Below are 25,859 nucleotides of genomic sequence, written 5' to 3'. Positions count from 1 at the left end.
GAACTCCTTTAACTCTTTGTCTTGACGCAAGTCCGGACGGAAAACCGTTTCACACTTTTCCTGGAATTGCGCTTAGGCCGGAACCTTGATCACCGCGCGCAGGCCGCCAAGCGGGCTGACGTCGAGGGTGATGTCGCCGCCATGGCTGCGGGCGATGTCACGGGCGATCGACAGGCCGAGACCGGTGCCGCTGGCATCGAGGTTGCGGGCCTCGTCGAGCCGCACGAAGGGCTTGAACACATCCTCGCGCCTGTCGGCCGGAATGCCCGGGCCGTCATCGTCGATGGTGACCACAAGCGAGCCACGGCCATGATTGGCGCTGACCTCCACCGTCTTGGCATAGCGGAAGGCGTTGCCGATGACATTGGACAATAGCCGGGCGAAGGCGTTGGGCCGCACATGCACGGTCGGGTCGCCGGAAAGCGTCGTCGACAGCTTGCATTTGCGCAGGCTCGCTTCTTCGCTGAGCTTCTGGAAGTAGGCGTCGAGATCAAAGCGCCCGGGATCCTCCGAGGCCTCGCCGCGGGCGAAGGAGAGATAGCCTTCGAGCATCGACTGCATGTCGTCGATGTCCTGGTTCAGCGCCGCCTTGGTCTCGGCCTTGCCGCCGGCCAGCGCCAGCTGCAGCTTGAAGCGGGTGAGGATGGTCCTGAGATCGTGGCTGACGCCGGTGAGCATCGCGGTGCGCTGCTCGATCTGGCGCTCGATGCGCTCGCGCATCTGGATGAAGGCAAAGCCGGCGCGGCGCACCTCCTCGGCGCCGCGCGGGCGAAAATCGCGCGGCATCGGCCGGCCCTTGCCGAAGCTTTCGGCGGCCTCGGCGAGCGTCAGGATCGGCCGGATCTGGTTGCGCAGGAAGGGGATGGCGATCATCAAGAGCACCAGCGAGGTACCGACCATCCAGATCAGGAAGATGTGGGTGTTGGAGGCATAGGCCTGACTGCGGCGCACGAAGACGCGCAGCACTCTGTTCTCGAGCTGGACGCGCACCTCGACGATGTTGGAATTGCCGACCGTGTCGATCCAGAACGGCCGGTTGATCTGGCGGGTGATCTCGGCGGAAAGAACGTCATCGAGGATCGAGAAGAACGGTTTGGGTCCCGGCGGTGGCAACGGATCGGGCGGCAGGAGGTCGACCTTCAGCTGCATCCGGTCCTGCGCGATGCGAATGATGTTGGCGTAGTCGGCGTCGTGCGGATAGGTCTCGATCATGTCGATGATGGCGGCGATGTCGCGTACGGTGGCCTGCGACAGGCGCTGCGTCACGGTCGCCCAATGGCGCTCCATGAAGACGAAGGCGACCACCGATTGCAAAAGGATCATCGGCGCGATGACGATGATCAGCGAGCGCGCATAGAGGCGCTTGGGCATATAGAGCGAGACGAGGCGCCAGAACCGGTTCCAGATGCGCGGCACCGCCTTGAGCGTTCGCGTGGCGCGTGCGCTCAAGCCGTCATTTCCCGGCTGTTCCAGTTCCGTGGTCGCCATTGGCCCGTCTCATCCGTCGGCGGCCATTGCGGCCGCGGCCGGTATTCTATTCCACGCTGAGCCGATACCCAATACCGCGCACGGTCTGCAGCCAAACCGGATTGGAGGGATCACGCTCAATCTTGCGGCGCAGCCGGTTGATCTGAACGTCGATGGTGCGCTCGCCGACCTCCGAATCGTCGCCGACGAGTTCGTGGCGCGGGATGGTTTCGCCAGCGCGCGCGGCAAAGATAGCCAGAATCTCCTGCTCACGGTCGGTCAGCTTCAGCGCCTCGCCGCCGCGCTTCAGTTCGCGCCTGGCGATCTGGAAGGTGTAGGGGCCGAAGACCAACTGTTCGACCTTTGGCGTCGCCGCCGGGCCGCCGCGGCGCAGGATGTTGTTGATGCGCAGGATCAGCTCGCGCGGATCGAAGGGTTTTGGCAGATAATCGTCGGCGCCAGCCTCGAGCCCCGAGATGCGGCTGTCGGTTTCCGACAACGCCGTCAGCATCAGGATCGGCACGTTCTTTTCTGCACGCAGCGCCTTGGTCAGATCGACGCCGCTTTCGCCCGGCATCATGACATCGAGCACAAGCAGGTCGAAGTCGAGGCCGGCGAGCTTGCGGCGGGCCTCACCGGCATTGCCGGCGACGGTGACGCGAAAACCATTTTCGGTCAGATATTGCTTGAGAAGATTGCGGATGCGGGTGTCGTCGTCGACCACGAGCAAATGCGGTGCGTCGTCATCCGGTGCGGTCGCCTGGTCGACCCTCTCACTGCTCTCCATGGCTTTTTCCTGACATTTTTGCGGACCCAACGTCGATTTGAGCTCTCAGTTCCGGATTGACCATCGCTTCGAGGAAGCGTTCCACCAAAGCCCGTTCGGTGGCGCCGGAATCTTCCAATGCAGCACGGATGCGGCGCGACTGTGGCCGCGCCAGCGCCAGCGCCAGCGCACGGCCCTTGGCCGTCGGATAGAGCTCACGCTGGCGGCGGTCGCGCGGACCTTGCAGCTGCACGACATGGTCGGTGTCGATCAGTTGCTTGAGCACGCGCGCCAGGCTCTGCTTGGTGATCTTCAGCACGTCGAGCAGTTCGGCGACCGTCAGGCCTGGCCTGCGGTTGACGAAATGCAGCACACGGTGATGAGCGCGGCCGAAGCCATAGTCGGCCAGGATCTGATCGGGATCGGAAGTGAAGTCGCGGTAGGCGAAGAAGAACAGCTCGATGATGGCGAAGTCGATGCCGTCCTCGACTGACATCGCGGTCCTGATCGGTTTTCCGGCGGCTGGGCTTCGATCCGTCATCATTTCTCCACGGGAACAGGAGATTATGTCAGTACTATTGACGTAATTTCCCTGCAATGATAATTTTTGACAAGCTTTTGGGCGGATTGCGAACGAAAAGGCAAGACCGGCGGGTTTTTCCGGAATTTCCTGAGTTCGCCAGAGCGCGATTATCCGCTTACGCTTCGAGACACCGGCTGGCGTCTCCAATCTCACGGCGCGGCCAAAAAGAACACGCAACGACACTGTAAAGATATGCGGGCCGGCGCCCGCGGGAGGTTATCATGGCATCCGTTCCCTTCGATCAACTGGACGGCTTCATCTGGATGAACGGCGAGTTCGTTCCATGGGGCGACGCCAAGATTCATGTGCTGACCCATGGCCTGCATTACGCCAGCGCGGTGTTTGAAGGCGAACGCGCCTATGGCGGCGTGATCTTCAAGCTCAACGAGCACACCGAGCGTCTGCATGAATCGGCGCGCCTGCTCGGCTTCAAGATTCCCTATTCGGTGGCCGAGCTCAATGATGCTTCGACCAAACTGTTGAAAAAGCAGGGTTTCCAGGACGCCTATGTCAGGCCGATCGCCTGGCGCGGCAGCGAGCAGATGGGTGTTTCGGCGCAGAACAACCGCATCAATGTGGCCATCGCCATCTGGCAATGGCCGAGCTATTTCGATCCGGCGCAGAAGCTGAAAGGCATTCGGCTCGACGTGGCGGAATGGCGCCGGCCCGACCCGCGCACGGCGCCGTCCAAGTCGAAGGCCGCCGGCCTCTACATGATCTGCACCATGTCCAAGCATGCCGCCGAGGCCAACGGATATGCCGACGCCATGATGCTCGACTGGCGCGGCCAGGTCGCCGAAGCAACCGGCGCCAACATCTTCTTCGTCAAGGACGCCAAGATCCATACCCCGAAGCCCGACTGCTTCCTCGACGGCATCACCCGCCGCACCGTCATTGGCCTGGCCAGGGATCGCGGGCTGGAGGTCGTCGAACGCGCGATCATGCCGGAGGAACTCGAAGGCTTCGAGCAATGCTTCCTGACGGGAACCGCGGCGGAAGTCACGCCGGTTTCTGAGATCGGCCCCTACCGATTCGAGGTCGGCGAGATCGCCAAGAACCTGATGAACGACTATTCTGTCGCCGTTCAGCCCAAGCATGCGATCGCCGCAGAATAACGAAAGTCACAGCTTTTCGCGCAAGTAGGGGCGGTTTTCGAACCGCCCCTTTTATTTCAGCGTCTGTGCATTTGACTTTCATCCAATTCGGCGTCTCATGATGGCGTCGGCCCGGGAGGCTGGCAGCTATGGAGGGACTGGCAATATGGACACGAACACGCTTCTTCCGATCATCATTCAGATCATTACAGGCATTATCGGTGGTCAGGCGGTCGGCGCGGCGATCAAGACGGCAGCGATGGGGCAGCTTCCCAAAATCCTGGCCGGCGCGGTTGGCGGCGTCGGCGGCGCGGCGATCCTCGGCAGCCTGCTCGGCGGGGGCACGATCACTCCGGACGCAGCCGCGGCGGCGACGAGCAGTCTCGGCAGCGCGCTCAACCTGAAGAACATCGTCGGCGGCGCCGGCGGCGGCGCGATCCTGACCGCCATCGTCGGCGCGGTCATGGGCGCCATGAAGAAGTAGGCGATTTCTGTCTAAGGTTTTCAAATGGGCGGCTTCGGCCGCCCATTCCGTTTTAAGACGACTGACTGTTCGTCTTTCGAGGGGTGGACGCCTTTCACCGGCGCCTCTACATGACCGCTTGGACATCGAAAGGACGATCATGGGTCAGCTCAACGCCGGCATCGTACCGGTCACACCGTTCCAGCAGAACTGCACCATCCTGTTCGACATGGACGACAAGCACGGCGTCGTCGTCGATCCGGGCGGCGACATCGACAAGGTGTTGGGCGTGTTGAAGGACAACGCGATCACGGCCGGGGCCATCTGGATCACGCATGGCCACATCGATCATGCCGGCGGTGCGATGGAGCTCAAGGCGGCGCTGGGCGTCGAGATCGTCGGCCCGCACGAGGCCGACAAACCCTTGCTCGACAATCTGGAAAACCAGGGCAGGCGCTACGGCATCGCCGGTTCGCGCAATTGCGTGCCCGACCGGTTCCTGACCGAGGGGGAGACGGTGTCGTTCGGCTCGCATCGCTTCGAGGTGCTGCATTGCCCCGGCCACGCGCCGGGCCACGTCGTCTATTACAACCGGGCGGCCAAATTCGCCCATGTCGGCGACGTGCTGTTTCGCGGCTCGGTCGGCCGCACCGACCTGCCGGGTGGCGACCATGCGGCGCTGATCGCTTCGATAAAGGACAAGCTTCTGCCGCTCGGCGACGATATCGGTTTCATCTGCGGCCATGGGCCGGGCGGCCGCTTCGGCGAGGAGCGGCGGACCAATCCGTTTTTGGTCTAATTCGGTAGGGATTCAGACGATCCCGAACAACTTGACCAGGCCGTTTCCGAAAGCTGGCGCCGCCGGACGTTCGTCGTTGAAAAAGCCAAGCAATTGGCTTTTTCGTCCGCTGTGCGGACCACTTCTCAACTCCCCGTATAGGGACGGGGAGAAAGACAGCCTGCACAGAGGATTTCGCCAATCTCCAGCGTCGCAGTACCAGCGCCAGCATTGCGGCCAGTTCTCTTCTCCCCGTCCCTATACGGGGAGAAGGTGCCGGCAGGCGGATGAGGGGCGGCGCTGACTTTTGCAGCCGCAGATTGCCCTCGAAATCCTAGAGCCCAAACAAAAAGCGCCGACCTCGCGGTCAGCGCTTTTTGTTTTGGGGCAGGGAAGCCTCAGTTGGCCGTGCAGAAATGCTGTTCGCCGTCATTGCCGGTGAAGGTGCCGGTGCGGGAATTGAAGGTGCGGTAACGGTCCGAGCAATACTCGTACCAGTCGCGCGTCCACGGTTCGGCATAACGGTCGGCGTACACCACCCGAGGCTCCGCGTAGTAGCGGCGGACAGGGGCCGGGCGCACGCTCACGTCACGATCGTAATAGTAACCGTCATCGTAATAGTCTGGCGGCGGCGGTTGCTGGTTGGCCAATGCACCGCCGATCAGCGCGCCGGCGGCGAGGCCGAGGACGCCGGCTGCGACGGCGTCGCCATGGCCGTGACCGCGATGATGCCAACGATGCCAGTCATCGGCGTTGGCCGCGGGCAGGGCCACAAGCATCGTGGCGGCCACGGCGGCAGACAGCACGGCTGTCTTGAAAATTCGGTTCATGTCGATCTCCTTCGTGCCAGCCCGTATGATTTTTCGGGAATGCGGTCCGGCTTTACGAAGATTAATATGAGACCGTGGCTGAACGGGGGCTGAACGGATTTTATGTGCCGCGCCGCCACAAGCATCAAAAAACGCACGCTCCGGGGAGCGGACCTGGCCTGCCGGAGCGTTCGGCCTGAAGCCGGCTCAGCCGATCGACAGGTTGACGGCCTTCGGACCCTTGCCGCGTTTATCCGGCTCGGTGTCGAATGTCACTTTCTGCCCATCTTCGAGACCGGGAAGACCCGACGCCTGCACGGCCGAAATATGGACGAAGACATCCTTCGCGCCATCGTCCGGCGTGATGAAGCCGAAGCCTTTGGCATGGTTGAAGAATTTGACGGTGCCGGTCTGCGGCATGGGAAGCTCCTTTGATCCCATAAACTCCAGTCTCGGGCCGGCAAATGCCCGAGAGGAAATTTGTCCTTTATTTTAGCGTCATCGGCAAGAGAAAGTTTTGCGGAGACTTAAAGCGCGTTGCGCTTTAAGTCCTTGTTATGACGCATGTCGTTGACCCAAAACCGGAACCGTTTTGGGCGACATGCTTTTATGCTGTCCCGCGGACATGAAAAAGGCGCGACAAAAAACGCCGCGCCTTCAAAAATCTGTCTGCGTGCCCAGAGGCTGGGCAAGCTCCGCCCCCTCATTCGCCCGCCATCAAGAGCGGGCGGCGTCCCGATGGTTCAGGCCGCGCGGAGATTGACCGCCTTCGGGCCCTTGCCCATGCGGTCCGGCTCGACGTCGAAGGTAACCTTCTGGCCGTCAACGAGCGTGCGCAGGCCCGATGCCTCGATCGCGGAAATGTGGACGAACACGTCCTTGGCGCCGCCATCGGGCGTGATGAAACCGAAGCCTTTGGTCGCGTTGAAGAATTTAACGGTGCCGGTCTGGGCCATTGGGGAAACTCCTTCACCCGTTCAGTCTTTGGTGGTCCTGCCCGCCACCTGGCGTCGAGGGCAGTTCCCGGTGGTTGCTTCGGCAGTCATGCATTGGCGCATGGTCAAAACCCCCCGCCGAAAAACGGGGCCGTCAGAGATTCACAGTATCGGGGAAAGGTCGTCCAAAACGTTCCGCTCTCCGGGTCGCAAATGCCCGAACACGGAATTTATCGCATGGAAACGTGAAGGTTGCAAGATAGCGCCGCGGGCCGCCATTATGAGCGCATCCCGACGCGAGAATCGACCGATTTGAGCGTCGACCGGCCGCAGATAAGCCTCGTCGCCTGGCGGGTCATCGGCCCACAGCCGCAGTCACGCATGGGCCAGGGAGATCTTCGACCCAGCCCGCCACGGTCCATACCCCTTTTCCCGTGTGGGGAGCCGCGACGGGGTTGCATTTGACAAGGGAATGGCCAGGATTTGGGGAGAGATCAGCATGAAGTTTCTGGCGTCAATCCTTTCGCGGCAAGGCTGGCCGTCCTGTTCCTGTCGGCGATTCTGGCCGCCTGCACCGTCGTCGTCGACGAAAGGCCTGGACCCCGTCCGCGTCCGCCACGTCCCGAACCGCAATTCTGCACCAAGCGGTACGAGCCGGTCTGCGCCCGGCGCGGCGGCGACCGCCAGACCTTCGCCAATGCCTGCCTTGCCGACCGCGCCGGCTATCGCATCGTGCGCGACGGCCCCTGCCGCGACGGCGGTGGTGGTGGCGAAGAGCAAACCTTCTGTACTCGTGAATACGCGCCCGTCTGCGCCCGTCGGCATGGCGAGACGCGTACCTTCCCCAACGCCTGCGAAGCCCGCGCCGCGGACTACCGCATCGTTGGCGGCGGGCCGTGCTGAGAGGCTGTTGCCCTCTTCCTTCCAGCAGGGAAGAAGGCAGGCGCCGCTTGCGAGCGAGCCCATTTGCCGGCAACGCAATGGCCGAGGCAGACAAGCAAAGCCTTGAACCTTTGGCGCCAATGGCCTAGATCGCGGCAGGCGGACAAACACGGCAGGTTTCCCATTAACAGAGATCAGAGAAGAGCGGCGGGTGCGGGAGTCAGGTCTGGCGCGGCCAAGTCTGGCGCGGGAGGCCAGCCGCCGCTGGGCCTCGACCAGTATGTGCAGCAGGCGCTGCAACTGCACCAGGCCGGGCGCCGGCAAGAGGCTGAGTCAATCTACCGGCAGGTGCTGGCGCGTCAGCCCAAACACGCGGCGGCCGCGCATTTCCTGGGATTGCTGCTGCATCAGACCGGGCGTAGCGAAGAGGGGCTGGAACTCCTCGAACAGGCTGTGAGCCTGCAGCCGACGAATCCCGATTTCCTCAACAATTTCGGCACGGTGATGCGCGACCTTGGCCGCGTCGCGGCGGCGATCGATTTCTTCCGAGGCGCGGTGGACCTGCGGCCGGAACAGCTGGCGGCGCGCGACAACCTCGGTTCGTCGCTGAAGCAGCTCGGCCAGTTCGAGGAGGCCGAAGAGGTCTATCGCGGCACGGTCGCGCGCAATCCATTTCATGTGCGCGCCCGCATCGGGCTTGCCGAAACCCTGCAGGAAGCAGGGCGGCTGGACGAGGCGCTGTCTGCTTTCCGCGAAGCGCTCGCGATACGCCCGAAGGATGCCGACCTGTTGCACGGGCTCGGCGTCGGGCTGATGGAAAAGGGCCAGCTCGACGAGGCGACGGATCTGTTCCGGCAAGCAGTCGAGGTCCAGCCCGCCATGGCCCGTGCCTGGCTGATGCTGACGCAGGTCAAGCGGCAGAAGGAGCGCGACGCCGAATTGGCCGGCATGGAGGCCCAGCATGCCAAGGCGCCGCAGGACAGCCTGGCCCGCATGCAGCTGTCCTTCGGCCTCGGCAAGGCCAACGACGATCTGAAGGACTATAGCAGGGCCTTCGACTATTTCGCCGAAGGCAATGCCATCCGCCGCAAGGGCATCGACTACGATCCCTTGAAGACACGCGCCGAGTTCGAGGCGATGAAGACGGTATTCGATGCCGGCTTCTTCGAAAGGCACAGGCCGAGCGCGATCGCCGATGACGCGCCGATCTTCGTCGTCGGCATGCCGCGCTCGGGCACGACGCTGGTCGAACAGATCATCGCCAGCCATCCGCAGGTCTATGGCGCGGGTGAGCTCAGCATTCTGAAGAAGGCGGTGGGCAAGCAGTTTCCGTCGAACATGCCGGGTGGTTTCCCCTGGGGCGTATCCGACGCGGACGACGCGGATTTCGCCGAGGCGGGGCAGGCCTATCTCGACATGCTGCACACCCGCTACCCGCATATGCGCCACGTCACCGACAAGATGCCGGGCAACTTCCTGCTCGTCGGCTTCATCCACATGATGATGCCAAAGGCCAAGGTCATCCACTGCGCCCGCGATGCGGCGGCAACCTGCCTGTCGATCTACAAGGTGCATTTCCGGGGCGACAGCCATCGCTATGGCTATGACTTGGGCGAACTCGCCGATTTCCACAATCTCTACACCGACATCATGGCGCATTGGCACAAGGTGCTGCCCGGTGTCGTGCATGACTTGCACTACGAGGATTTCGTCGCCGACCAGGAAGGGCAGAGCCGGGCGCTCATCGACTATCTCGGGCTGCCCTGGGACGATGCCGTGCTGTCGTTTCACGAGACCGACCGGCCGGTGCGCACGGCTTCCGCCGCGCAAGTGCGCCAGCCGATGTATCAAGGCTCGGTCGACCTGTGGAAGCGCTATGGCGACAGGCTGAAACCGTTGCTCGACAAGCTGGATTAGCGCCCTCCTTATGGATTAGCCGAAGCCCACCCAGCTTCGTCATCCACGGGCGGAGCAGCCGCGAAGCGGCGTCGCGAAGACCCGAGGATCCATGCCGCGACGTCGATCGAAGGATGCAACGGCGCAGAATTCTGCACCGTTTTCAATGCTTTAACGTCACGGCATGGATCCTATGGTCTGCGCCGCGTCGCTGCGCTCCTTGCTCCGCCATAGGATGACGAAGCGATAGCGTTCCGTCGCTCCTCAAAGCTCCAGGAACGGTTGGAAGCCGCCGAAGATCATGCGCTTGCCGTCGAACGGCATTGACGACCAGTCCATCTTCAAGCGTTCATCGGCCATCACCTTGGCCATGACCGCGTCGCGGCTCTGCCTCGACTCGTAGACCACCCAAGAGAAGATGACGACCTCGTCGTCCTTGGCCTGCACGGCGCGTGGGAACGAGGTCAGCTCGCCGTAAGGCACGTCGTCGCCGACGCATTCGACATAGGCGAGCGCGCCGTGCTCCTTCCAGATGGCGCCGCCATTTTCAGCCATTTTCTTATACGCATCGAGCTTTGCCTTGGGCACGGCCAGCACGAAACCATCGACATAGGACATTGTGGGTTCCTTTGTTGAAGTGGAGCGCCGGGTCGGCAGGGATGCAGCCCGGCGCAGGTGAGCGCATCACGCCCTTGGGGAGGGGCGCCGGCTCGCCAGTTTACTTGACCGGTGCATTCATCGCCCAGGCAACGCCGAAGGGATCCTTCACCTGGCCCCAGCGATCGCCCCAGAACATGACCTGCAGCGGCGTCACGACCTCACAGCCTGCGTCGACGGCACGCTTCCACCAGGCATCGATATCGTCGCTGCCGAGATGAAGCTGCAGCGTGTAGCCTTGCGCCGCCTGATGTGGATGGCCGTGTTCGGGATAGGCGTCGCCCAGCATCAGCGTCGAGCCGTTGATGTGGAGATGGATGTGCATGGTGCGGCCCTTCTCGTCCGCCGGATAGGAAAAGACCTGCTCGGCGCCGAAAGCCTTCTTGTAGAATTCCGCGGCCTTGAAGGCGCCGTCCACCTGGAGATAGGGGGTCAATCCGCCGAGCACTTTCGCCCTTGGCTGAACTGGGGTCTGGTCAGTCATGTCTTGCTCCTCTTTACGTTCGGTTTGGGCCTCGCCAATCATAGGACGCATGAGGTGACGGCTATCCTACACGGCCGTCAAATTTTTCTCGCGGACCGAGCCTGGAGAGGCGGGCCGCCGGCGGGCTTGACGCATGGTTGACTGGCCGTGGTCATATGACCTTGGCAGAGAAGGTGGCCGCGCGACGGCTGTTCTTGGCGTCGAAGAGTTCCGGAAAGCCGACGTCCTTGCGCAATTCGGCCGGCAGCGAAAGCAGGATGCGCTCGCTGCGGTGGCGGGCGCGCGCCGCCGCATAACGGGCCGCAATGCGTCCGATGGATGAAAGAACCGACATGATACATTCTCCCTGGGTTGGCGCCGGCATCATCGTGTCGGCGTCCCAAGGACGTGGCATCGGGCGGCGGTCCGACAGATCGGGCAGAATTTTCTGTACGGGTGTGCGCCGGCCCGTTGTTTTCGACGGGCCGGCTACGTTTCTCAGGCCGCGGCCTGTGCCACCTGGCGGAAGAAATCCTCGGGGTCCTCGACCTCGGTCAGCTTCCGCTTCTCGATCAGCCAGAAGCGATTGCCGATGGCGCGGATGAAGGAGCGGTCATGCGAGGCGAGCACGCAGCTTGCCTCGTGCGCCAGCAGTTCGGCTTCCAGCGCTTCCTGGCCGTCTATGTCGAGATGATTGGTCGGCTCGTCGAGCAGATAGAAATTGGGATCGGCGAGCCTGAGCGCCAGCATCATCAGCCGCGCCTTCTGGCCGCCGGACAGCACGCCGATCTTGCGCTCCTGCACGTCGATGCTGACGCCGGCGCCGGCGAGCAGCGAGCGGGCGCGCTGCTCGCCGACATCATGGCGGCGCGAAACCATCGCCAGTGGCGTGTCGTCGCCGCTGATGCCCGACAGGGCCTGATCGCTGTAGCCGAGCACCGTGGAAGGCGTCACTTTCACATTCCGCGCGGTGTCAGGCTCGAGGATGGCGTTGCGGATCAAGGTGACGAAACGCGACTTGCCGACGCCATTGCGGCCGAGCAGCACGATGCGGTCGCCCTGGCAGATATGGCGCCTGCCGGTCCTGAACAGCAGTGTGCCGTCGGGCGTTTCGACGGCCGCGTCGTCAAGCGTGATCAGCACCTTGGCGTGCGTGCCGCGATTGGCCAGCCTTATGGTACCGGCCGAGCGCTCGCGATGCGCCGCGACAGCCGCGTCCTCCAGCTTTTCCGCGCGGTCCTTGAGCTGCCTGGTCTTGACGGTCAGCAGGTCGCTGCCGGAATTGATGCCGATGTTGTTGAGCTTGGCCGCCTGCTTGCGCAGTTGCTGGGCCACCTTCATGTCGCGCTCGAACTTGCGGGTCGTCGAGGCGTCGACTTCGTCCAGCGCATTCCTGGCCCGTGAATAGGGGAGAGAAAACACCGGCGACTGTTCCGGGCGCAGGAACAGCGTCCGGTTGGTGGTCGCGTCGAGGAAGGCCCGGTCGTGGCTGGCGATCACCACAGGTACCTCACGCGGCAGCGCGTTGAGCCAGGTTTCCAACTGGCTGATGCGGGCGAGGTCGAGGTGGTTGGTCGGCTCGTCGAGCAGCAGCACATCCGGGTCGGTGACCCAGACGCGGGCGATCAGCGCCAGCCTTTGCCAGCCGCCGCTTAGCGCCTGCATGGGTCGCCCGCGCATGTCCTCGGGCACGTCGAGCGAATCGAGAACGACGTCGACACGCCACATCTCGCTGTCGGCCTGCCCGGGCGGCAAGGCATCGGCCACCACCTGTTGGAAGGTGCGGCCAAGCAGGGCAGGGGGAACCGACTGCTCGACATGGCCGACGCGCAGGCCGCGCGTGCGGGTGATGTCGCCTGATGTCGGTTCCATCTCGCTAGTCAGGCATTTCAGCAGGGTGGACTTGCCGCGGCCGTTCGCGGCGACGATGCCAAGCCTGTCGCCGCTGCCAATGGTGAGGTCGAGATTGGAGAAGAGCGGCGCGCTCATGGTGACGCCGAGGGATTTGAGGCTGATCAGGGCCATTGTGATTTCTCTGGTCTGTCCGGAGGCAAACTCCGGTTCGATGCACTTTGACGGTGCGTGTGCCGGCCGTCAGGCTCAGGCATTGCGCACCACGAAGGGCAGACCAAAAAATCGAAGCGGGAAAAACCCGGACCGTCCCTGGTCAGCCCTGCAAGCAAGCTCGCAGGGCGGAAATCGGGCCACGCTGACGATGGTGACGATAGAACGTAAACACGTGAGCCCTCCTTTCAGACGTTCGAGTGTGGGGATTGGCTACACCAAAGGCGGAGCGGATGGCAAGGCCGCCTGCGGCACTACCTTGGCGCTGCGCGGGAATGGGTCCAGCACCAGCACGCAGCCGCCGATGATCGCCACCGCGCCGAAAGCCTGGATGATGGTCAGCGCCTCGCCGAGCATGACAGTGCCAACCAGCACCGCGATCGTAGTTACGGCGAATTCGACGCTGATCGCCCTGGTCGCGCCGATGCTGGCCACCAGCCGGAAATAGACGACGTAGGTCATCGCGCTCATCACGCAGGCGAGGATAGCGAGGTAGAGGAAGTCGACCGCGCGCGGCAGGGCCGGTACCGGCACGGCGAGGAGCAGCGGCAGCGTCATCAGGCCGCCGAACAGGAAGGCGGCACTGGTGACTTCCCACGAGCCTGCAGAGCGCAGATGGCGATTGGCGTAATTGCTGCCGAAGGCTGCCGAGAACGAACTGAACAGGGACGCGGCACAGCCAAAAGCGAAGGGCGCCGTGATCGGGACGGCGGGAAAGCCGACCAGAACGATGATACCGGCGGTCCCGAGCAACAGTCCCGCCAGCCCGCGAACGGTTATGCGCTCAAGCCCCCACAATTGGCTGATGATCATCGAGAACAGCGGGATGGCAGCAACAAGGATGGCCGCCATCGCCGTGCCGATGCGCGGCGTGGCATAAGACAGGCCGATCAGCTGTGCCGCTACCGTCGTTGCGCCGACCATCGCGAAGGGCCGCCAGCCGGCGCTGAAATCGAGCTTGCGTCTCGTCGAGGCGGCAAACAGAAAGAGCGTGATGCCCGCGACCAGCGACCGCAAGGTGACCGCGCCGACCCAGCCAAAAGCATGCACCACCTTGAGCAGCACCAGGAACGACAGCCCCCAAGTGACGGCCAGAAACACGTAGGCGGCGATGTCTCTGGGTTTCATGGTTGGTGGGGAAGGTTGTTGCGGCTTGCTGCGGCTTATCGTTTCCGCCGGAAGGTGGCAAGCGCAGGCACGACGAGCCGGACTGCCGGGGTTTGCGCTGCCCCTCATCGCCCTGCCGGGCGTTCGTCGTTCCAAAAGCCAAGCAATTGGCGTTTCGTCCGCTGCGCGGACCACTTCTCAACTCCCCATTTAGTGACAGGGAGAAGGACGCTGCCAATTTATATTTCGCCAATCGCCAGCGTTGCAAGACGGGCGGCGCGCTCGCGGCCAGCCGACTTCTCCCCGTTTACGGGGAGAAGGTGCCGGCAGGCGGATGAGGGGCAGCGCGACGCTCGGTTCAGAAGCCACGCGCTGAACTCTCTGACCTATCGTCCCGGCCGACCTGTCTTGCCTGGCCGGCGTTTTTCGCGGCGGGCGTCGCCTGGATCCTCATAAGAGCCGATGCCGGCGCGCTGACGGACAATGGGTTTGGCGGAATTGTCGCGCTCCTTCGCGCCCCCCTCTGTCCTGCCGGACATCTCCCCCACAAGGGGGGAGATTGGCTGGGGCCTGGCCGGCTTCTTTCCTTCAACGGGCGTTTCGGTCCGCCGCACGGTCATCTCGTCCAGCGAATTCTTCTTGAACAATGGTTTTGTCGGCTCGCCGGGAATGCCGAAATCGGAGCCGTGCGCTTCGGAGGCCGACTGTTTCTTGAACAGGGAGCGCGAGACGGCGCCCGCCGGCGTTGGCATGTCGGTGCCGGGGGCCATGTCGTCGATCGATGGCTTGGCGAATAGCGGCTTCTTCACCGGCACGGCGCCGTCGGCGCCCATCTCGTCGAGCGCGGGCTTGCGGAATAGGTTGGACCGGGCGGCTTTGGCAGCCTCCTCCGCGGCACCGGCTTCGTCGAGCTTGCGGAAACGCTCCTGTTCCTCAGCCGTACGATGTTTGGCCACGCCCTTGTTGTGCTTGCCCTTTTCGCGGCCCGAGGCGGGGCTTTGGCCTTCCACCTCGCGCGCCAGCGGATCGTCCGAAATCGACAGTTCCATCTCGCGCAGCCGCTTGATCTCGTCGCGGATGCGGGCCGCCTTCTCGAAGTCGAGATTGGCGGCGGCGTCGCGCATCTGCTTGTCCAGCGCATCCAGATGGGCCTTGAAATTGTTGCCCATCATGGCGCCGGCACTGTCGGTGAACTGCGAGATGTCGGCGCGGACGTGATCTCTCTCGTAGACCGAGTCCAGGATGTCCGAGATGCGCGACTTCACCGATTCCGGCGTGATGCCGTTGGCGGCGTTCCATTCCATCTGCTTTTCGCGGCGGCGGTTGGTTTCCGCCATAGCCCGCTCCATCGAGCCGGTGACCTGATCGGCGTAGAGGATGACCTTGCCGTCGACGTTGCGGGCGGCGCGGCCGATGGTCTGGATCAGCGATGTCTCCGAGCGCAAAAAACCTTCCTTGTCGGCGTCGAGAATGGCGACGAAGCCGCATTCGGGAATGTCGAGGCCCTCACGCAGGAGGTTGATGCCGACCAGCACGTCGAAAGCGCCGAGGCGCAGGTCGCGCAGGATCTCGATGCGCTCCAGCGTGTCGATGTCGGAGTGCATGTAGCGCACGCGCACACCCTGCTCGTGCAGATATTCGGTCAGGTCCTCGGCCATGCGCTTGGTCAGCACCGTCACCAGCGTGCGGTAGCCGGCCTTGGTGGTCTCACGGATCTCGCCGACCACATCGTCGACCTGGCTCTTGGCCGGGCGCACCTCGACCGGCGGATCGATCAGCCCGGTCGGGCGGATGACCTGCTCGGCGAAGACGCCGCCGGCCTGCTCCATTTCCCAGGCGCCGGGCGTCGCCGACACGGCGACGGAGAGTGGACGCATGGCGTCCCATTCCTCGAAACGCAGCGGCCGGTTGTCCATGCAGGACGGCAGGCGGAAGCCATATTCGGCCAGCGTCGCCTTGCGCCGGAAGTCGCCGCGATACATGCCGCCGATCTGCGGCACGGTGACATGGCTCTCATCGATGAAGACCAGCGCATTGTCTGGAATGTACTCGAACAATGTCGGCGGCGGATCGCCCGGCTGGCGGCCGGTCAGATAGCGCGAATAGTTCTCGATGCCGGCGCAGGAACCGGTGGCTTCCAGCATCTCCAGGTCGAAGCGGGTGCGCTGCTCCAGCCGCTGCGCCTCCAGCAGGCGGCCGGCGCGTTCGAGTTCGACCAGCCGCAGCTTGAGCTCTTCCTTGATCGACTTGATCGCCTGGTTCAGGGTCGGGCGCGGCGTCACATAGTGCGAGTTGGCGTAGATTTTGACGCTTTTCAGCTCGCCGGTCTTCTGGCCGGTCAGCGGATCGAACTCGGTGATTGCCTCGATCTCGTCGCCGAACATCGAGATGCGCCAGGCGCGGTCCTCAAGGTGGGCGGGGAAGATCTCGATCGTGTCGCCGCGCACGCGGAACGAGCCGCGGACGAAATTGATGTCCTGCCGCTTGTATTGCTGGGCGACGAGGTCGGCGAGCAGCGCGCGCTGGTCGAGCCGGTCGCCGATCTGCATCTGGAAGGTCATCGCCGTATAGGTCTCGACCGAGCCGATACCGTAGATGCAGGACACCGAGGCGACGATGATGACGTCGTCGCGTTCGAGCAGCGAACGCGTCGCCGAATGGCGCATGCGGTCGATCTGTTCGTTGATCGAGGATTCCTTCTCGATAAAGGTGTCGGTGCGCGGGACGTAGGCTTCCGGCTGGTAGTAGTCGTAGTAGGAGACGAAATACTCCACCGCATTGTCGGGGAAGAACTTCTTGAACTCGGAATAGAGCTGTGCGGCAAGCGTCTTGTTCGGCGCCAGGATCAGGGCCGGGCGCTGCGTCTCCTCGATCACCTTTGCCATGGTGAAGGTCTTGCCGGAGCCGGTGACGCCGAGCAGCACCTGGGTGCGGTCGTTGTTGTCGACGCCTTCCACCAGGTCCTTGATGGCGGTCGGCTGGTCGCCGGCCGGCTCGAAGTCGGACACCATCTTGATGGCGATGCCACCTTCGGATTTTTCCGGGCGGGCAGGGCGATGCGGCGTCCACAGCACGCCGTCCTTGTGCAGCGGATTACCAGATTCGATCAGCGCCGACAGCGCGGCCACCGTGGCGGTGACACCACTGGAGGTCATCGTCTCCGCCTCTTCCAGCGAGATGTCGAGGCCGGCTACCGGATTGAGGCCGACTGCCGCGCGTTCACGGGCGGTGGCTGCGCCACCCATCGAGGTGCCGCGTGCGGTTCGGCCCGGCGCGGCGGAGCGCTCGGGAATCTTCTTCGCCGGTTTTGGCGATTTGCCGCCGTCGCCCTTGCCGGTCTGGCGCCCTTCGCGTTCTGCTTCCTGCTCGATCTGCTCGGCCCAATCGGAGATCGAACCGGTCAGCAGGGTGCCCGACAGTTCCGGCTGCGGCATCTCGGCGAAGCCGCCCTTGTGCAGCGGCTCCGAAGCGTCGAGGAAATCGGTCAGCGGGCTGCGCCGCTTCGGCGCGGCGCGGTCGTCATTCGCCGTCGGCGGCGTTCTTTTGTCGGGGGATTTGGCCATGTCCCGAATATGGGATTTCCTGGCGAAAATGGAAAGAGCGGGATGGAGCGAGGCGCTGCGCCTGCTCCGGCTCCTGACAGCAGGCTGTCAGGAGGAGGCAATTGCCCGGCGCCGCCTTTCAGTCCTCAGGCACCGCGTGCGTTATCCGACGCCACCTGAGTCGGCGATCCGCTTAATCGTGGCACTACGACGAGTCGTGTGACCTTGCCCTTCTTGAAGGCGGCGAGGAAGCGCGCGTAGTCCCTGAACACGACGCAGCCATTGGACTCGGCGCGGCCGCCGCGCAGCATGTAGGTGTGGGCGAGCAGGCCGTTGCGGTTGTATTTGTTGCCGCCGCCCACCGGTGTCAGGCGGATGGCCTCGACGCCATGGAAGCGGGACTCACGCAGCGACAGATTATAGGTGTTGGGCGGCGTCGGACCACGATCCTTCACGTGGACATAGCGCGGCTGGTCGACCATGGCGCCAAGGCCCGAATGCGCCTCGAGCCGCTGGCCATCCGGCATGTAGACGGTCATGGCCGAGATGTCGTAGACGGCTACGCCATGGCCGGCTCCGCTTCCGGCGCTCGGCCCGCTGAACAGGTTCCTGAACGCCTGGCCGAGGCCGCCCGAAGGCGTGTCGGGCTTGGCGTAGGCCAACGCGTCGCCGCCATCACCAGACCGCCCTTGCCGGGCCGGCTGTCTGGCCTGCTGGACCGGTTTGGCCTGCAGAAGCGGCTTCTGCTCTACGGTCCTGGACTGTGGAGCCGGCTTCTGCTCCACGATCCTGGGCTGTGGAGCCGGCTTGTCCTGCTCCACAGCCTTAGGCTGCGGCGCGTCATATTGCGGGCGACGCGTCGGCAGCGGCACGTCGTCGGTGAGCGCGTCCGGCAGCGAGGCAGCATCGCCAGGCTGTTCCTGCCGGGTCTCGACAGGGGCAACCGCGACGTCCGCAGAGGATTCGGTCATCGGCAGCGGCGAGGCGAATGCCTCGTCCTCGACCGGCATCGACTGCACGAGGGCAAGCGCCAGCTGCGCGTTATCGGGCGTTTCCGACTGGGCAAAGCCCATCGGCGCCGGCGCGGTCTGGACGACAACGGAACCCGTGTCCATACGGGCGAAGCGCTCCGCCGCCGGGGGCGGCATGTCATCCGACAGGCTGGCCACGACCTGGACGGATGGCACCAGCGATGCCTCGGTGATTTGCGGCGTGGCGCTGGAAATCACGGGACGGGCGTTGGGGGCGGCAGCCGGCTTCCCGGCGCCGGCGAAGGCCGCAGCGAGCCTGGACGGCGACAGCGACGCTTCCATGCGTTCGAAACGCTCCTGCGACTTCGACTTGACGGTCGGCGGGGCGACAGCAGGTACCGGCTTTGCCCGCGCCACAAGGCGCGTGGATTTCTCCGCCCGGGGGCTCACCGCGGCGAGCCTGAAGCAGCCAGCACCGCATTGCACGGCATGGTCATGCAGGGCATGGGCACCGCCATGGGCGTTGGCCAGCACGAGAGGCGCCGAAGAACTGAGGAAATGTTGTTTCAGCGGATCGGCGAGCGCGAGCGAGCCCGGCATGGACAGCGTCGGCGGCAGGCCGCTTGACGTCGACGACAGGGAAGCGCCGACGGAGCTGAGGCCAACCATCGTGCCGACCAGCCATAGGCTTACGGCAGCACCGACGCCGGGCACCGCCACCCAGCGGACGATCCGTTCAGGGTTGAAGGATGAGGCACGTGGCGCGTCGCAGGCGGTCTCGCCGTCCCAACGCTTGTCCCCGACGATTTTCTTACTCAAGAACGCCATGCAACCAATCTTGCTCCAATCGGCTCCCACGTCCGCGGCCGTGATAGCCGCGACGACCATTCTGTGAGTGATCCCAGGTGGTCCCCGACGCGTTTGCCGCGCCTGTCGTTAGTTGCCGATTGCTTTAAAATATGGACAAAGTTGGTTAACCAATCCCTCTCAAAACCAACCGAGAGACGTGGACTTTGTGCCGAAAAAGGCTTGTCCACGACCATGCACGCGGTATTGCAGCCCTTCCAAGGGTGTTTTGCTGCCTGTTTTTGCCGGCCAAGTCAAGCAAAACAGCCTCTGCTAATGTTTGTAGTAAGGCGGTTCGGCGGTGCCTGCGGCAATCGGGCACGCCTTTCCCTGTCCGCCTGGTCGCTGAAAACGCCTGCGGCACCCCGCTAAACCGTCGCCATACTGCCACAATTTCGGGCCGGCAGGCTCAAGGCTTCTGCCTTCCTTGTGCTGCGTGCCCGTAGGTGCGGCGGGGCAATGGCGCCAACTGCGGAGGAAGCCAAGCCTCAGTTGAACCAGAGCGCGAAAGTCAAGAACCCGCCGCCGCCGAACTCGCGCTGGATCTGGTCGAAATCCTCGCTGGTCAGAATCTTGCCGCTTTCGAGGTAGGGCGCGATGCCGGGGCCGGTGATCGACAGAACGAGGTCGAAAGGCTTGGGCTCGTCGAAGAAGCGCTTCATGTTGATGCCCTTGCCGGTGATGCGGAAATGCGGCAGCAGCACACGCCCTTCCAGCAGATCCTCGGCCATGGTCAAGGTGGCGAGCCAGGCCTGCACCTGTTCCTCGCCGACTTCGAGACCGGTGAGCGGGTTCTCACCCTTCTGCTGCGGGCCGGGCAGCCATTCGCGATCATTGTCTGTTTCGGCGCGGATCGCCTTCCAATCCTCGCGCGACAGCCGGATCATTTCGAGCAGTTCCCGACGCGCCGTCTTGCGGCGCTCCGGCTCGACCACCGGCCAGTTGACGAGATGCACCATCGAGATGAAATCGGCGATGCGCCACTCCGAGGAGAAGATGTTGCTGCCCACGTCGCTCGGCGGCGGCACGAGAATGTCCTGCAACGGCAGTTTGGCGCGTGGGAACAGCATGTGGAAGGAGCCGTCGAACATGCCCCTGAAATCATGCGCCAGCCAGAAATCGGCCTGCGCCATCAGGAACTCGGCATAGCCCTGCAGCCAATAGCCGTCGGCGCGGTCGAAGCGGAAAGTCAGCGCGGGCGTGGCGTCGCTCTGCGAGATGCTGCCGCGCGACAGCGCGGCCATGATGGCCGCCATGCTTTCGTCGGGCGCGATCGCGCCGTCCTCATTGAGGTCGATGCCGACATGGGTGAGGTCGATGACCATGCCGATATCGGCATCGGCCGGCACCGAACCAAGCGTGGTGGCGGATTTTTCCAGCCGGTCGCGGAAGGCGACCAGGATGGCGCGGAACTGCTCATAGGTGAGCGGCTCGGGGTTGGGATTTTCTGGTACCGGCAATTGCATCAGCGGCAGCATGAAGGATCGCGGGCTCTCGAAGCCATGGCGGTGCAGGCCGCTGGCCAGCAACTCCAGCGCGGTGAAGAACTCGCCGGCGCCGGCGGCATAGGCCGATGCGGGATCCTTCGGCGCGGCCGCCTCCAGCGTCGACAGCGCGCTGTCGCGCGCGGCCACGGTCTTCGCCTGGAAAAGCGCGGTTGCCGCTTCGGGCATGGCGGCGTTGGCGGAAGACAGGGGCACAAGGACAATGAAGGCGGATGCCAGCAGGATTGCTATTCGTGTCATCTTTTCCTCCCAAGCGGTGTCGTCCGGCGTGACCATACACAAATTTGCGATGCCGCGCCTGTCAGGGCCGCCGCGCTGTCCACATCGTTGAGCGTCGACAGCTTCAACCCGCCCGCTGGAAAGTCTAAACAAGGCAAACGATTGGGCATTGCGTGTCGAACTATCCGCTCTCCTACAAACTGTCCTGGCTGCCGCGATTCCTGAAACCGTCGCTCGGCGGCGACGCCAGCGGGTTTGCGCCGATGGCGGGGACGTTGATGGAGCGGCGGCCGAAGCAGTCGGTGCGGCTTGCGTTCATAGGCGACATCTCGGCGGTGGCCAACAGCAGCGCGCCGGACTGCGATCCGGCGATCAAGGCGCTGCTTGGCGCCGCCGATCTGGTGATCGGCAATTGCGAAAGCCCTGTCGTGGACAGGCCGAGTGCCGTGTTGGGAACAAAGCTCGGCACGCATCATGCGATGAGCGAACGGTTTCTGGCCGAGGCGCTGGCGGCGGTCGGCATCGCGCGCGAAAAACTCGTGCTGTCGCTGGCCAACAATCATGTCCTCGACCAGGGTGTCGCCGGTTTCGACGAGACGGTGGCGGCGCTGAAGCGGCTCGGCATCCGCACCATTGGCCTTGCCGCCGACGGCCTGGTGCAGGCTGTCAAAGTTGGACCGTTGAGTGTCGGCTTCGCCGCCTTCACGCTGTGGCGCAATGCCGATGAAGATCTGTTTGCCGGGCGCGTGTCGATGGATAGCGACCCGACAGGCTGGCAGCGCGATGGCCTCGACCTCCTTTGCGCGGTACCGCATTGGGACTGGGAGTTCCGCCACTTTCCGCGCGCCGCGACGCGGGCATTGGCCAGGCGCCTGGCGGGGCGGGGCATAGGGCTGATCGCCGGCCATCACGCCCATGTGGTTCAGCCGGTGGAGCGGATCGGCGGGACGGTCGTCGCCTATGGGCTCGGTGATTTCCTCGGCACCGCTTTCGCCCGCCAGCCCTGGCCGGGTCGCATTGGCGGGATTTTCGCCGTCGACGTCAGCGCCGATGAAGGGACGCGTGGTGCCATTGCATCCTACCGGCTGCATCCCTTTGTTCGGCTGCGGGACGGAGATCATGAACGGCTGGTGCGGGTCGAGGCGTTGGCAGGTGCGATGAGGGGAAAGGTCGAGGGGCGGTTGAGGGCGGTCTTTCCATAGTCTTGCAACTGAAGGCCGGCCTATTTGCCTATCGCCCAGGTGGGTCGGCGCCAGCGTTTGCCCGAAAGGCGCGGCCTCGCGGCGCACGACAGGTGCGAGGCACCCTTGAATCTCTTCGCCACGCGTCGAGACTGCATCCTCCGCAGCCTTGACATGATGCGGTTACCCAGTTCGGCACAATGATGCGCGTCAAGACAAAAGCTGGGCGGCTCAGCAGTCGAAGCCGTATTTGCCGCGCATATAGTCCGCTTCTTCCTTCGACATTTTCTTGAACATCACGCAGACGGTGAAGCTGCCGACCTGGCGGCCGTCCCTGGTGTAGCCCCAGTCGGAAATATCGTCCCGCGTGAACTCGATATTCTGGCCGAGCACCACATTGTGCACTTGCTCCGGCTGGTTCGCCAATATGCCGACAAATCCGCTTTCCGTGCCGCGGAAAGGGATGACCCAGAAGTGCTCGGTGACGTTGCCGTCGCGCACCTGGACCTTCAATTTGAACCTGTCCGTGCCGGAGGGAGGCGCTTCTGCCAAGGCCAGGAATCCATCGAGCCTGGCGAGCGCCCGCGCGGTGGCGGCCGTCATTTCCGGATCGCCCGGAGCAAAGATGACCGTTTTGTCGTCGCCCGGGTCCGCGCCTTGTGCGCCGGCCAATCCCGGAGCAAACGCCAGCACCAGGGATATCATGGTCCGGACTGCACGTTTCATGGAGGGCCCCTCACCATAGTAACCGCCACCATCCCGCATCCATTTCGGGTTTGCAACCGGCACGCGAGCCTCATCCGCTCAAGGGACATTCGAGCTGATCCCATGAAACAAAATTTGACCCTGTGGGACGCCGCCAGACTGTTTCGTGATCCTGCACCAGACGGATTGCGGCGGCTGCGTGATGCCCGCAACCCGCCAGCCACAATCGGCTAACCGACTCTTTTCGTGGAAAGAAGTGGGCTCATTGGGAAGGGCGAAACATCAGGAAACCACGTCGGCTGGAAGCAATGTGTCAGAATTAAGCCTATGATTTCCTTTGCTAAAATTCACTCAATGTGATTTGCAGGAAGCAGGTCTTCCATTCCAGTCTCGGCTCGTTCGGTGCCGTCGTTCCCAAGGCGACGGCCATCAAGGCAACCGGACGAAACCGAAACAGCACGGAGTGCTATCGATGAAGAAGACCCTCGCAACCACCGCCGCTCTGCTCGCCTTCCTCGGCACGGCCTATGCCGCGACCGTTCAGGGCACCATCCAGGCCGTCGATCCGACGACCAAATCGATCACCCTCGACGACGGCAAGATCTACCAGCTGTCGCCAAAAGCGGCGCTCGGGAAACTGAAGGTCGGCGCCAAGGTAGCGGTGACGGTGGACGACAAGACCGGCATGGTGACGTCGATCAAGAAGGCTTCATAGACATGAACGTCACGCGTCGGCGGACCTGCTGACCTGACCTTTCAGACCCTGCTCCAATGCTGGCCGATTCCCTAGGGGATCGGCCATTTTCATATTGTTGGTCGCTCACCGCTGGCCGACCAGGGTGGTGGAACGCCGTTCCGGCAGCGCCGCCATGATTTTTGCCAAAGAGCCGCGCTATCCCTTGGCCGACGGGGGATATTCATGGCCGAGGAACAGAAAGGGTTTCGCCTGTCGCGGCGCTTGCTGCTCGGTGCCGCGGTGGTCGGCGGCGCGGTGCTTGGGGCGACACCACCATGGCGCGGCTGGCGCGCGGGCCTTCGGGGCTAAAGAACGCCGGGCGCGTCGTGACGATCAAGCATGGCGGGCGCTTCTTCCTGCCCTACCAGCTGCATTATACGGCCAGGGAATTGCTGGCATCCTATCCCGAGCTGCCGGCCTTCCTGGCGGCAAAACGGCAATATGACCCGACGGAACTGTTTTCCTCGACTGTCTACCGTGCCATCAAGGCGCTGAGCAGGGTGGCGTCGGAGGCAGGAGAACAACCATGCGGATGGTATCAGCGGCAGCCCTCACTCTCATCGCGCTGTGCGCTGGACCGGCCGGAGCCGAGGACCTCAAGGCCTTCAGGTTGACCATCGATGGCGTGACGGTCGACATCGATCCCGGCGACACCGCCGATGTGACGCTGCCCGGCGGCAAAAAGAGCAAGGTGACGCTCGAGCGAAACGACTTCGCCACCTTCTCGGGCGGCAGTTTCTCCTTCGTCCATCCGAGCGACATTTCGGTGACCAAGACCGATCTCGGCGAAAACATCACACAGTATCTGATGGCCTCGGCGCTGGGCACGATCGTCGTGGTACAGGAATACGGCAAGATGAATCCGGTGTCGCTCAACCAGCTCATGCTGCAGGAGATGACCAAGGAATCCGTGCAGGCGGGCGCCGAACTGACGCAGCAGCCGACGACGCGCAAGCTCGGCAACGGCAAGGAATTGACTGGCATCCGCGCCGAGGTGAAGACGCGCACCGATACCGCCTATTTCGAGATCGTCGGCTTCGGCCTTGCCGATCAGGGCCTGCTGTTCATCACACGCGTCGCCGGCGAGGACGCAGCCACCGAAAAGCCGCTGATCGACAAGTTCTGGGAGAGCCTGAAGGTCAAACTGTAGGGACTTAAAGTCCCGTTGGTACAAGGCCGGCCAGCCAGTTCACCGAACGCTTTGCCGCGTCGGCGGTCGCGGAAGCGGCGCGGCCAAGATCGGTCTTGACCACGGCGTAGCCATTCTTGGTGCGATAGAGCGTGCCGGTTCCACCATCGACCACCTGTTCATAGGCGACGGGCCGCGCGGCGGCCGCATCCATGGCCGTCGTCGGCGAGCCGACCGAGACGCTCGGACGGTGGCTCAGTTCCGGCGGCAGCGGCCGTTCCGGCGCAACGGTCCGGTCGGCGGGCTTCAGTTCCGGGCGGGATGCCGTAGCGGCCAGTTGCGAGGAGGACGCCGAGCCCTTGGTGCGGCAGATGCCGGACACCAGGGGATAGTTGAAATTATGCTGGCGCAGGATCTGGCTCTTCATCGCGGCTTCGCACTCGGCGATGGTCGACCATTTGGCCGGCGTCTCGCCGATATATTCACACAGCTTCGCGTCGCAGTCGCAGCCCACAATGGTCATGGCGACAAGGGCGGTCTTGATCACGGTCTTGTCCCTTCGAGATGCCCCCGGCAGCCCAGTCAGGTGCATGCCGCGTTCCAGGCGACACGCGATCCTCCATCGCGCGTCGATCAAGGCGGGATTTTGGCCTCGATTGTGGAATGTAGGTGGCGGCACGTGTCTATCCGGATCAGTCGACGCATGGCGGGGCCTACCGATCGAGCGGCACCCGCAACGTCGCCGGGAAAGAAGTTGGAGGGGCGCAAGACAGTCGGCGCCGGGATTTCTCCCAGCGCCTCCCTGTCAGATCAGGACGCGGTCGCGGCAGCAACTTCCCTACAGTCGTCGCGCCATGCCGGCCTTGATTTTGACGGTCTTGCCAGAGGCCACCCAAGGGCGGCATCCGTCCAGACCACGCTGGGCTTGGCCCTTGCGGGCTTGCCCTGCGTGCCATCGAAGGTTTTTGCCGTCCTTCATGGCAGCATCGGTCCGCCGTCGGCGTTGGCACGCTTTCCGCGGCCCCGTAGCTCGGCTTCCGTCCCTCGCACAGGCAAGCCTG

The 25,859-nt window shown here is 63.6% G+C and carries 24 protein-coding genes and 1 pseudogene; 9 read left to right on the top strand and 16 right to left on the bottom strand.

Annotated elements, in window-relative coordinates:
* Positions 1-72 precede the first annotated feature (72 nt).
* Genes FJ548_RS03805 through FJ548_RS03795 form a run of 3 tightly spaced genes read right to left on the bottom strand, consistent with a single transcriptional unit; the run spans position 73 to position 2,774 of the window.
* Positions 73-1,488 carry an ATP-binding protein gene (locus FJ548_RS03805; protein WP_140613161.1) on the bottom strand — a complete coding sequence of 472 codons (1,416 nt, stop codon included), beginning with the start codon at positions 1,486-1,488 and terminating at the stop codon, positions 73-75.
* 46 nt (positions 1,489-1,534) lie between these two features.
* Positions 1,535-2,254, bottom strand: coding sequence for a response regulator transcription factor (locus FJ548_RS03800; RefSeq protein WP_140613160.1), 720 nt, complete (start codon positions 2,252-2,254; stop codon positions 1,535-1,537).
* Entirely contained in the window at positions 2,241-2,774 is a 534-nt protein-coding gene (locus tag FJ548_RS03795; RefSeq protein WP_181165768.1) for a MarR family transcriptional regulator, read from the bottom strand. The genes FJ548_RS03800 and FJ548_RS03795 overlap by 14 nt, the downstream gene beginning before the upstream one ends.
* Positions 2,775-3,037: 263 nt before the next feature.
* On the opposite strand from FJ548_RS03795, the gene FJ548_RS03790 reads away from it, so the two are divergent.
* From FJ548_RS03790 to FJ548_RS03780, 3 genes are all read left to right on the top strand, one after another.
* The gene (locus tag FJ548_RS03790) at positions 3,038-3,931 is read left to right on the top strand and encodes a branched-chain amino acid aminotransferase (protein WP_140613158.1); all 894 of its coding nucleotides are present in this window, start codon (positions 3,038-3,040) and stop codon (positions 3,929-3,931) included.
* A 145-nt stretch (positions 3,932-4,076) separates the two neighbouring features.
* The gene (locus FJ548_RS03785; protein ID WP_140776895.1) at positions 4,077-4,394 is read left to right on the top strand and encodes a hypothetical protein; all 318 of its coding nucleotides are present in this window, start codon (positions 4,077-4,079) and stop codon (positions 4,392-4,394) included.
* A 139-nt stretch (positions 4,395-4,533) separates the two neighbouring features.
* Positions 4,534-5,172 carry an MBL fold metallo-hydrolase gene (locus FJ548_RS03780; protein ID WP_140776893.1) on the top strand — a complete coding sequence of 213 codons (639 nt, stop codon included), beginning with the start codon at positions 4,534-4,536 and terminating at the stop codon, positions 5,170-5,172.
* Positions 5,173-5,549: 377 nt separating this feature from the next.
* On the opposite strand, the gene FJ548_RS03770 is transcribed toward FJ548_RS03780, so the two are convergent.
* The 3 genes from FJ548_RS03770 to FJ548_RS03760 form a co-directional block, all read right to left on the bottom strand.
* Positions 5,550-5,981 carry a BA14K family protein gene (locus FJ548_RS03770; protein WP_140776891.1) on the bottom strand — a complete coding sequence of 144 codons (432 nt, stop codon included), beginning with the start codon at positions 5,979-5,981 and terminating at the stop codon, positions 5,550-5,552.
* A 186-nt stretch (positions 5,982-6,167) separates the two neighbouring features.
* On the bottom strand, positions 6,168-6,380 hold the full coding sequence (locus FJ548_RS03765) for a cold-shock protein (protein ID WP_006202521.1): 213 nt from the start codon (positions 6,378-6,380) through the stop codon (positions 6,168-6,170).
* A 323-nt stretch (positions 6,381-6,703) separates the two neighbouring features.
* Positions 6,704-6,916 (bottom strand): cold-shock protein, encoded by a 213-nt coding sequence (locus FJ548_RS03760; protein ID WP_006202520.1) that lies wholly within the window; start codon positions 6,914-6,916, stop codon positions 6,704-6,706.
* Positions 6,917-7,394: 478 nt separating this feature from the next.
* Between FJ548_RS03760 and FJ548_RS03755 the strand changes: the two are divergent.
* A pseudogene (locus tag FJ548_RS03755) lies at positions 7,395-7,798 on the top strand (Kazal-type serine protease inhibitor domain-containing protein).
* Positions 7,799-8,059: 261 nt separating this feature from the next.
* Positions 8,060-9,694, top strand: coding sequence for a tetratricopeptide repeat-containing sulfotransferase family protein (locus FJ548_RS03750; protein ID WP_140776889.1), 1,635 nt, complete (start codon positions 8,060-8,062; stop codon positions 9,692-9,694).
* 243 nt (positions 9,695-9,937) lie between these two features.
* Here FJ548_RS03750 and FJ548_RS03745 read toward each other — a convergent pair whose 3' ends face one another.
* The 8 genes from FJ548_RS03745 to FJ548_RS03705 all read right to left on the bottom strand — a co-directional run bounded on the left by FJ548_RS03745 (position 9,938) and on the right by FJ548_RS03705 (position 21,068).
* The gene (locus tag FJ548_RS03745; RefSeq protein ID WP_140692206.1) at positions 9,938-10,291 is read right to left on the bottom strand and encodes a DUF1428 family protein; all 354 of its coding nucleotides are present in this window, start codon (positions 10,289-10,291) and stop codon (positions 9,938-9,940) included.
* 100 nt (positions 10,292-10,391) lie between these two features.
* Positions 10,392-10,814 (bottom strand): glyoxalase/bleomycin resistance/extradiol dioxygenase family protein, encoded by a 423-nt coding sequence (locus FJ548_RS03740; RefSeq protein WP_140692209.1) that lies wholly within the window; start codon positions 10,812-10,814, stop codon positions 10,392-10,394.
* Positions 10,815-10,965: 151 nt separating this feature from the next.
* Positions 10,966-11,148, bottom strand: a complete 183-nt coding sequence (locus FJ548_RS03735; protein WP_140776887.1) for a hypothetical protein — start codon at positions 11,146-11,148, stop codon at positions 10,966-10,968.
* Between the two features lie 143 nt (positions 11,149-11,291).
* Complete coding sequence (locus FJ548_RS03730) at positions 11,292-12,818, bottom strand: ABC-F family ATP-binding cassette domain-containing protein (RefSeq protein WP_140776885.1); 1,527 nt, start codon at positions 12,816-12,818, stop codon at positions 11,292-11,294.
* A 252-nt stretch (positions 12,819-13,070) separates the two neighbouring features.
* Positions 13,071-13,985 carry an EamA family transporter gene (locus tag FJ548_RS03725; protein ID WP_140776883.1) on the bottom strand — a complete coding sequence of 305 codons (915 nt, stop codon included), beginning with the start codon at positions 13,983-13,985 and terminating at the stop codon, positions 13,071-13,073.
* Positions 13,986-14,350: 365 nt separating this feature from the next.
* A complete protein-coding gene (gene uvrB / locus FJ548_RS03715; RefSeq protein WP_140776881.1) occupies positions 14,351-17,527 on the bottom strand; it encodes an excinuclease ABC subunit UvrB in 3,177 nt (1,058 codons plus the stop codon).
* Positions 17,528-17,652: 125 nt separating this feature from the next.
* Positions 17,653-19,305, bottom strand: coding sequence for a tlde1 domain-containing protein (locus FJ548_RS03710; RefSeq protein ID WP_140776879.1), 1,653 nt, complete (start codon positions 19,303-19,305; stop codon positions 17,653-17,655).
* A gap of 506 nt (positions 19,306-19,811) precedes the next feature.
* Complete coding sequence (locus tag FJ548_RS03705; RefSeq protein ID WP_140776877.1) at positions 19,812-21,068, bottom strand: hypothetical protein; 1,257 nt, start codon at positions 21,066-21,068, stop codon at positions 19,812-19,814.
* Between the two features lie 152 nt (positions 21,069-21,220).
* Between FJ548_RS03705 and FJ548_RS03700 the strand changes: the two genes are divergently transcribed.
* Entirely contained in the window at positions 21,221-22,249 is a 1,029-nt protein-coding gene (locus FJ548_RS03700; RefSeq protein ID WP_140776875.1) for a CapA family protein, read from the top strand.
* Between the two features lie 210 nt (positions 22,250-22,459).
* Here the strand turns inward: FJ548_RS03700 and FJ548_RS03695 are convergent, their stop codons facing one another.
* Positions 22,460-22,954: a DUF2314 domain-containing protein gene (locus FJ548_RS03695; RefSeq protein ID WP_140776873.1), complete on the bottom strand. Its 495-nt coding sequence runs from the start codon at positions 22,952-22,954 to the stop codon at positions 22,460-22,462.
* A 451-nt stretch (positions 22,955-23,405) separates the two neighbouring features.
* Between FJ548_RS03695 and FJ548_RS03690 the strand changes: the two genes are divergently transcribed.
* From FJ548_RS03690 to FJ548_RS03680, 3 genes are all read left to right on the top strand, one after another.
* On the top strand, positions 23,406-23,648 hold the full coding sequence (locus FJ548_RS03690) for a DUF1344 domain-containing protein (protein WP_140612997.1): 243 nt from the start codon (positions 23,406-23,408) through the stop codon (positions 23,646-23,648).
* A 204-nt stretch (positions 23,649-23,852) separates the two neighbouring features.
* Positions 23,853-23,978 (top strand): hypothetical protein, encoded by a 126-nt coding sequence (locus tag FJ548_RS30685; RefSeq protein WP_281407048.1) that lies wholly within the window; start codon positions 23,853-23,855, stop codon positions 23,976-23,978.
* A 217-nt stretch (positions 23,979-24,195) separates the two neighbouring features.
* Complete coding sequence (locus tag FJ548_RS03680) at positions 24,196-24,819, top strand: hypothetical protein (protein WP_140776871.1); 624 nt, start codon at positions 24,196-24,198, stop codon at positions 24,817-24,819.
* Between the two features lie 4 nt (positions 24,820-24,823).
* On the opposite strand, the gene FJ548_RS03675 is transcribed toward FJ548_RS03680, so the two are convergent.
* Positions 24,824-25,345: a hypothetical protein gene (locus FJ548_RS03675; RefSeq protein WP_140612999.1), complete on the bottom strand. Its 522-nt coding sequence runs from the start codon at positions 25,343-25,345 to the stop codon at positions 24,824-24,826.
* Positions 25,346-25,859: the final 514 nt, after the last annotated feature.

This window comes from Mesorhizobium sp. B2-4-17, assembly GCF_006441275.1.
Classification (GTDB): Bacteria; Pseudomonadota; Alphaproteobacteria; order Rhizobiales; family Rhizobiaceae; genus Mesorhizobium.
This window is presented reverse-complemented; position numbering and strand designations above follow the sequence as displayed.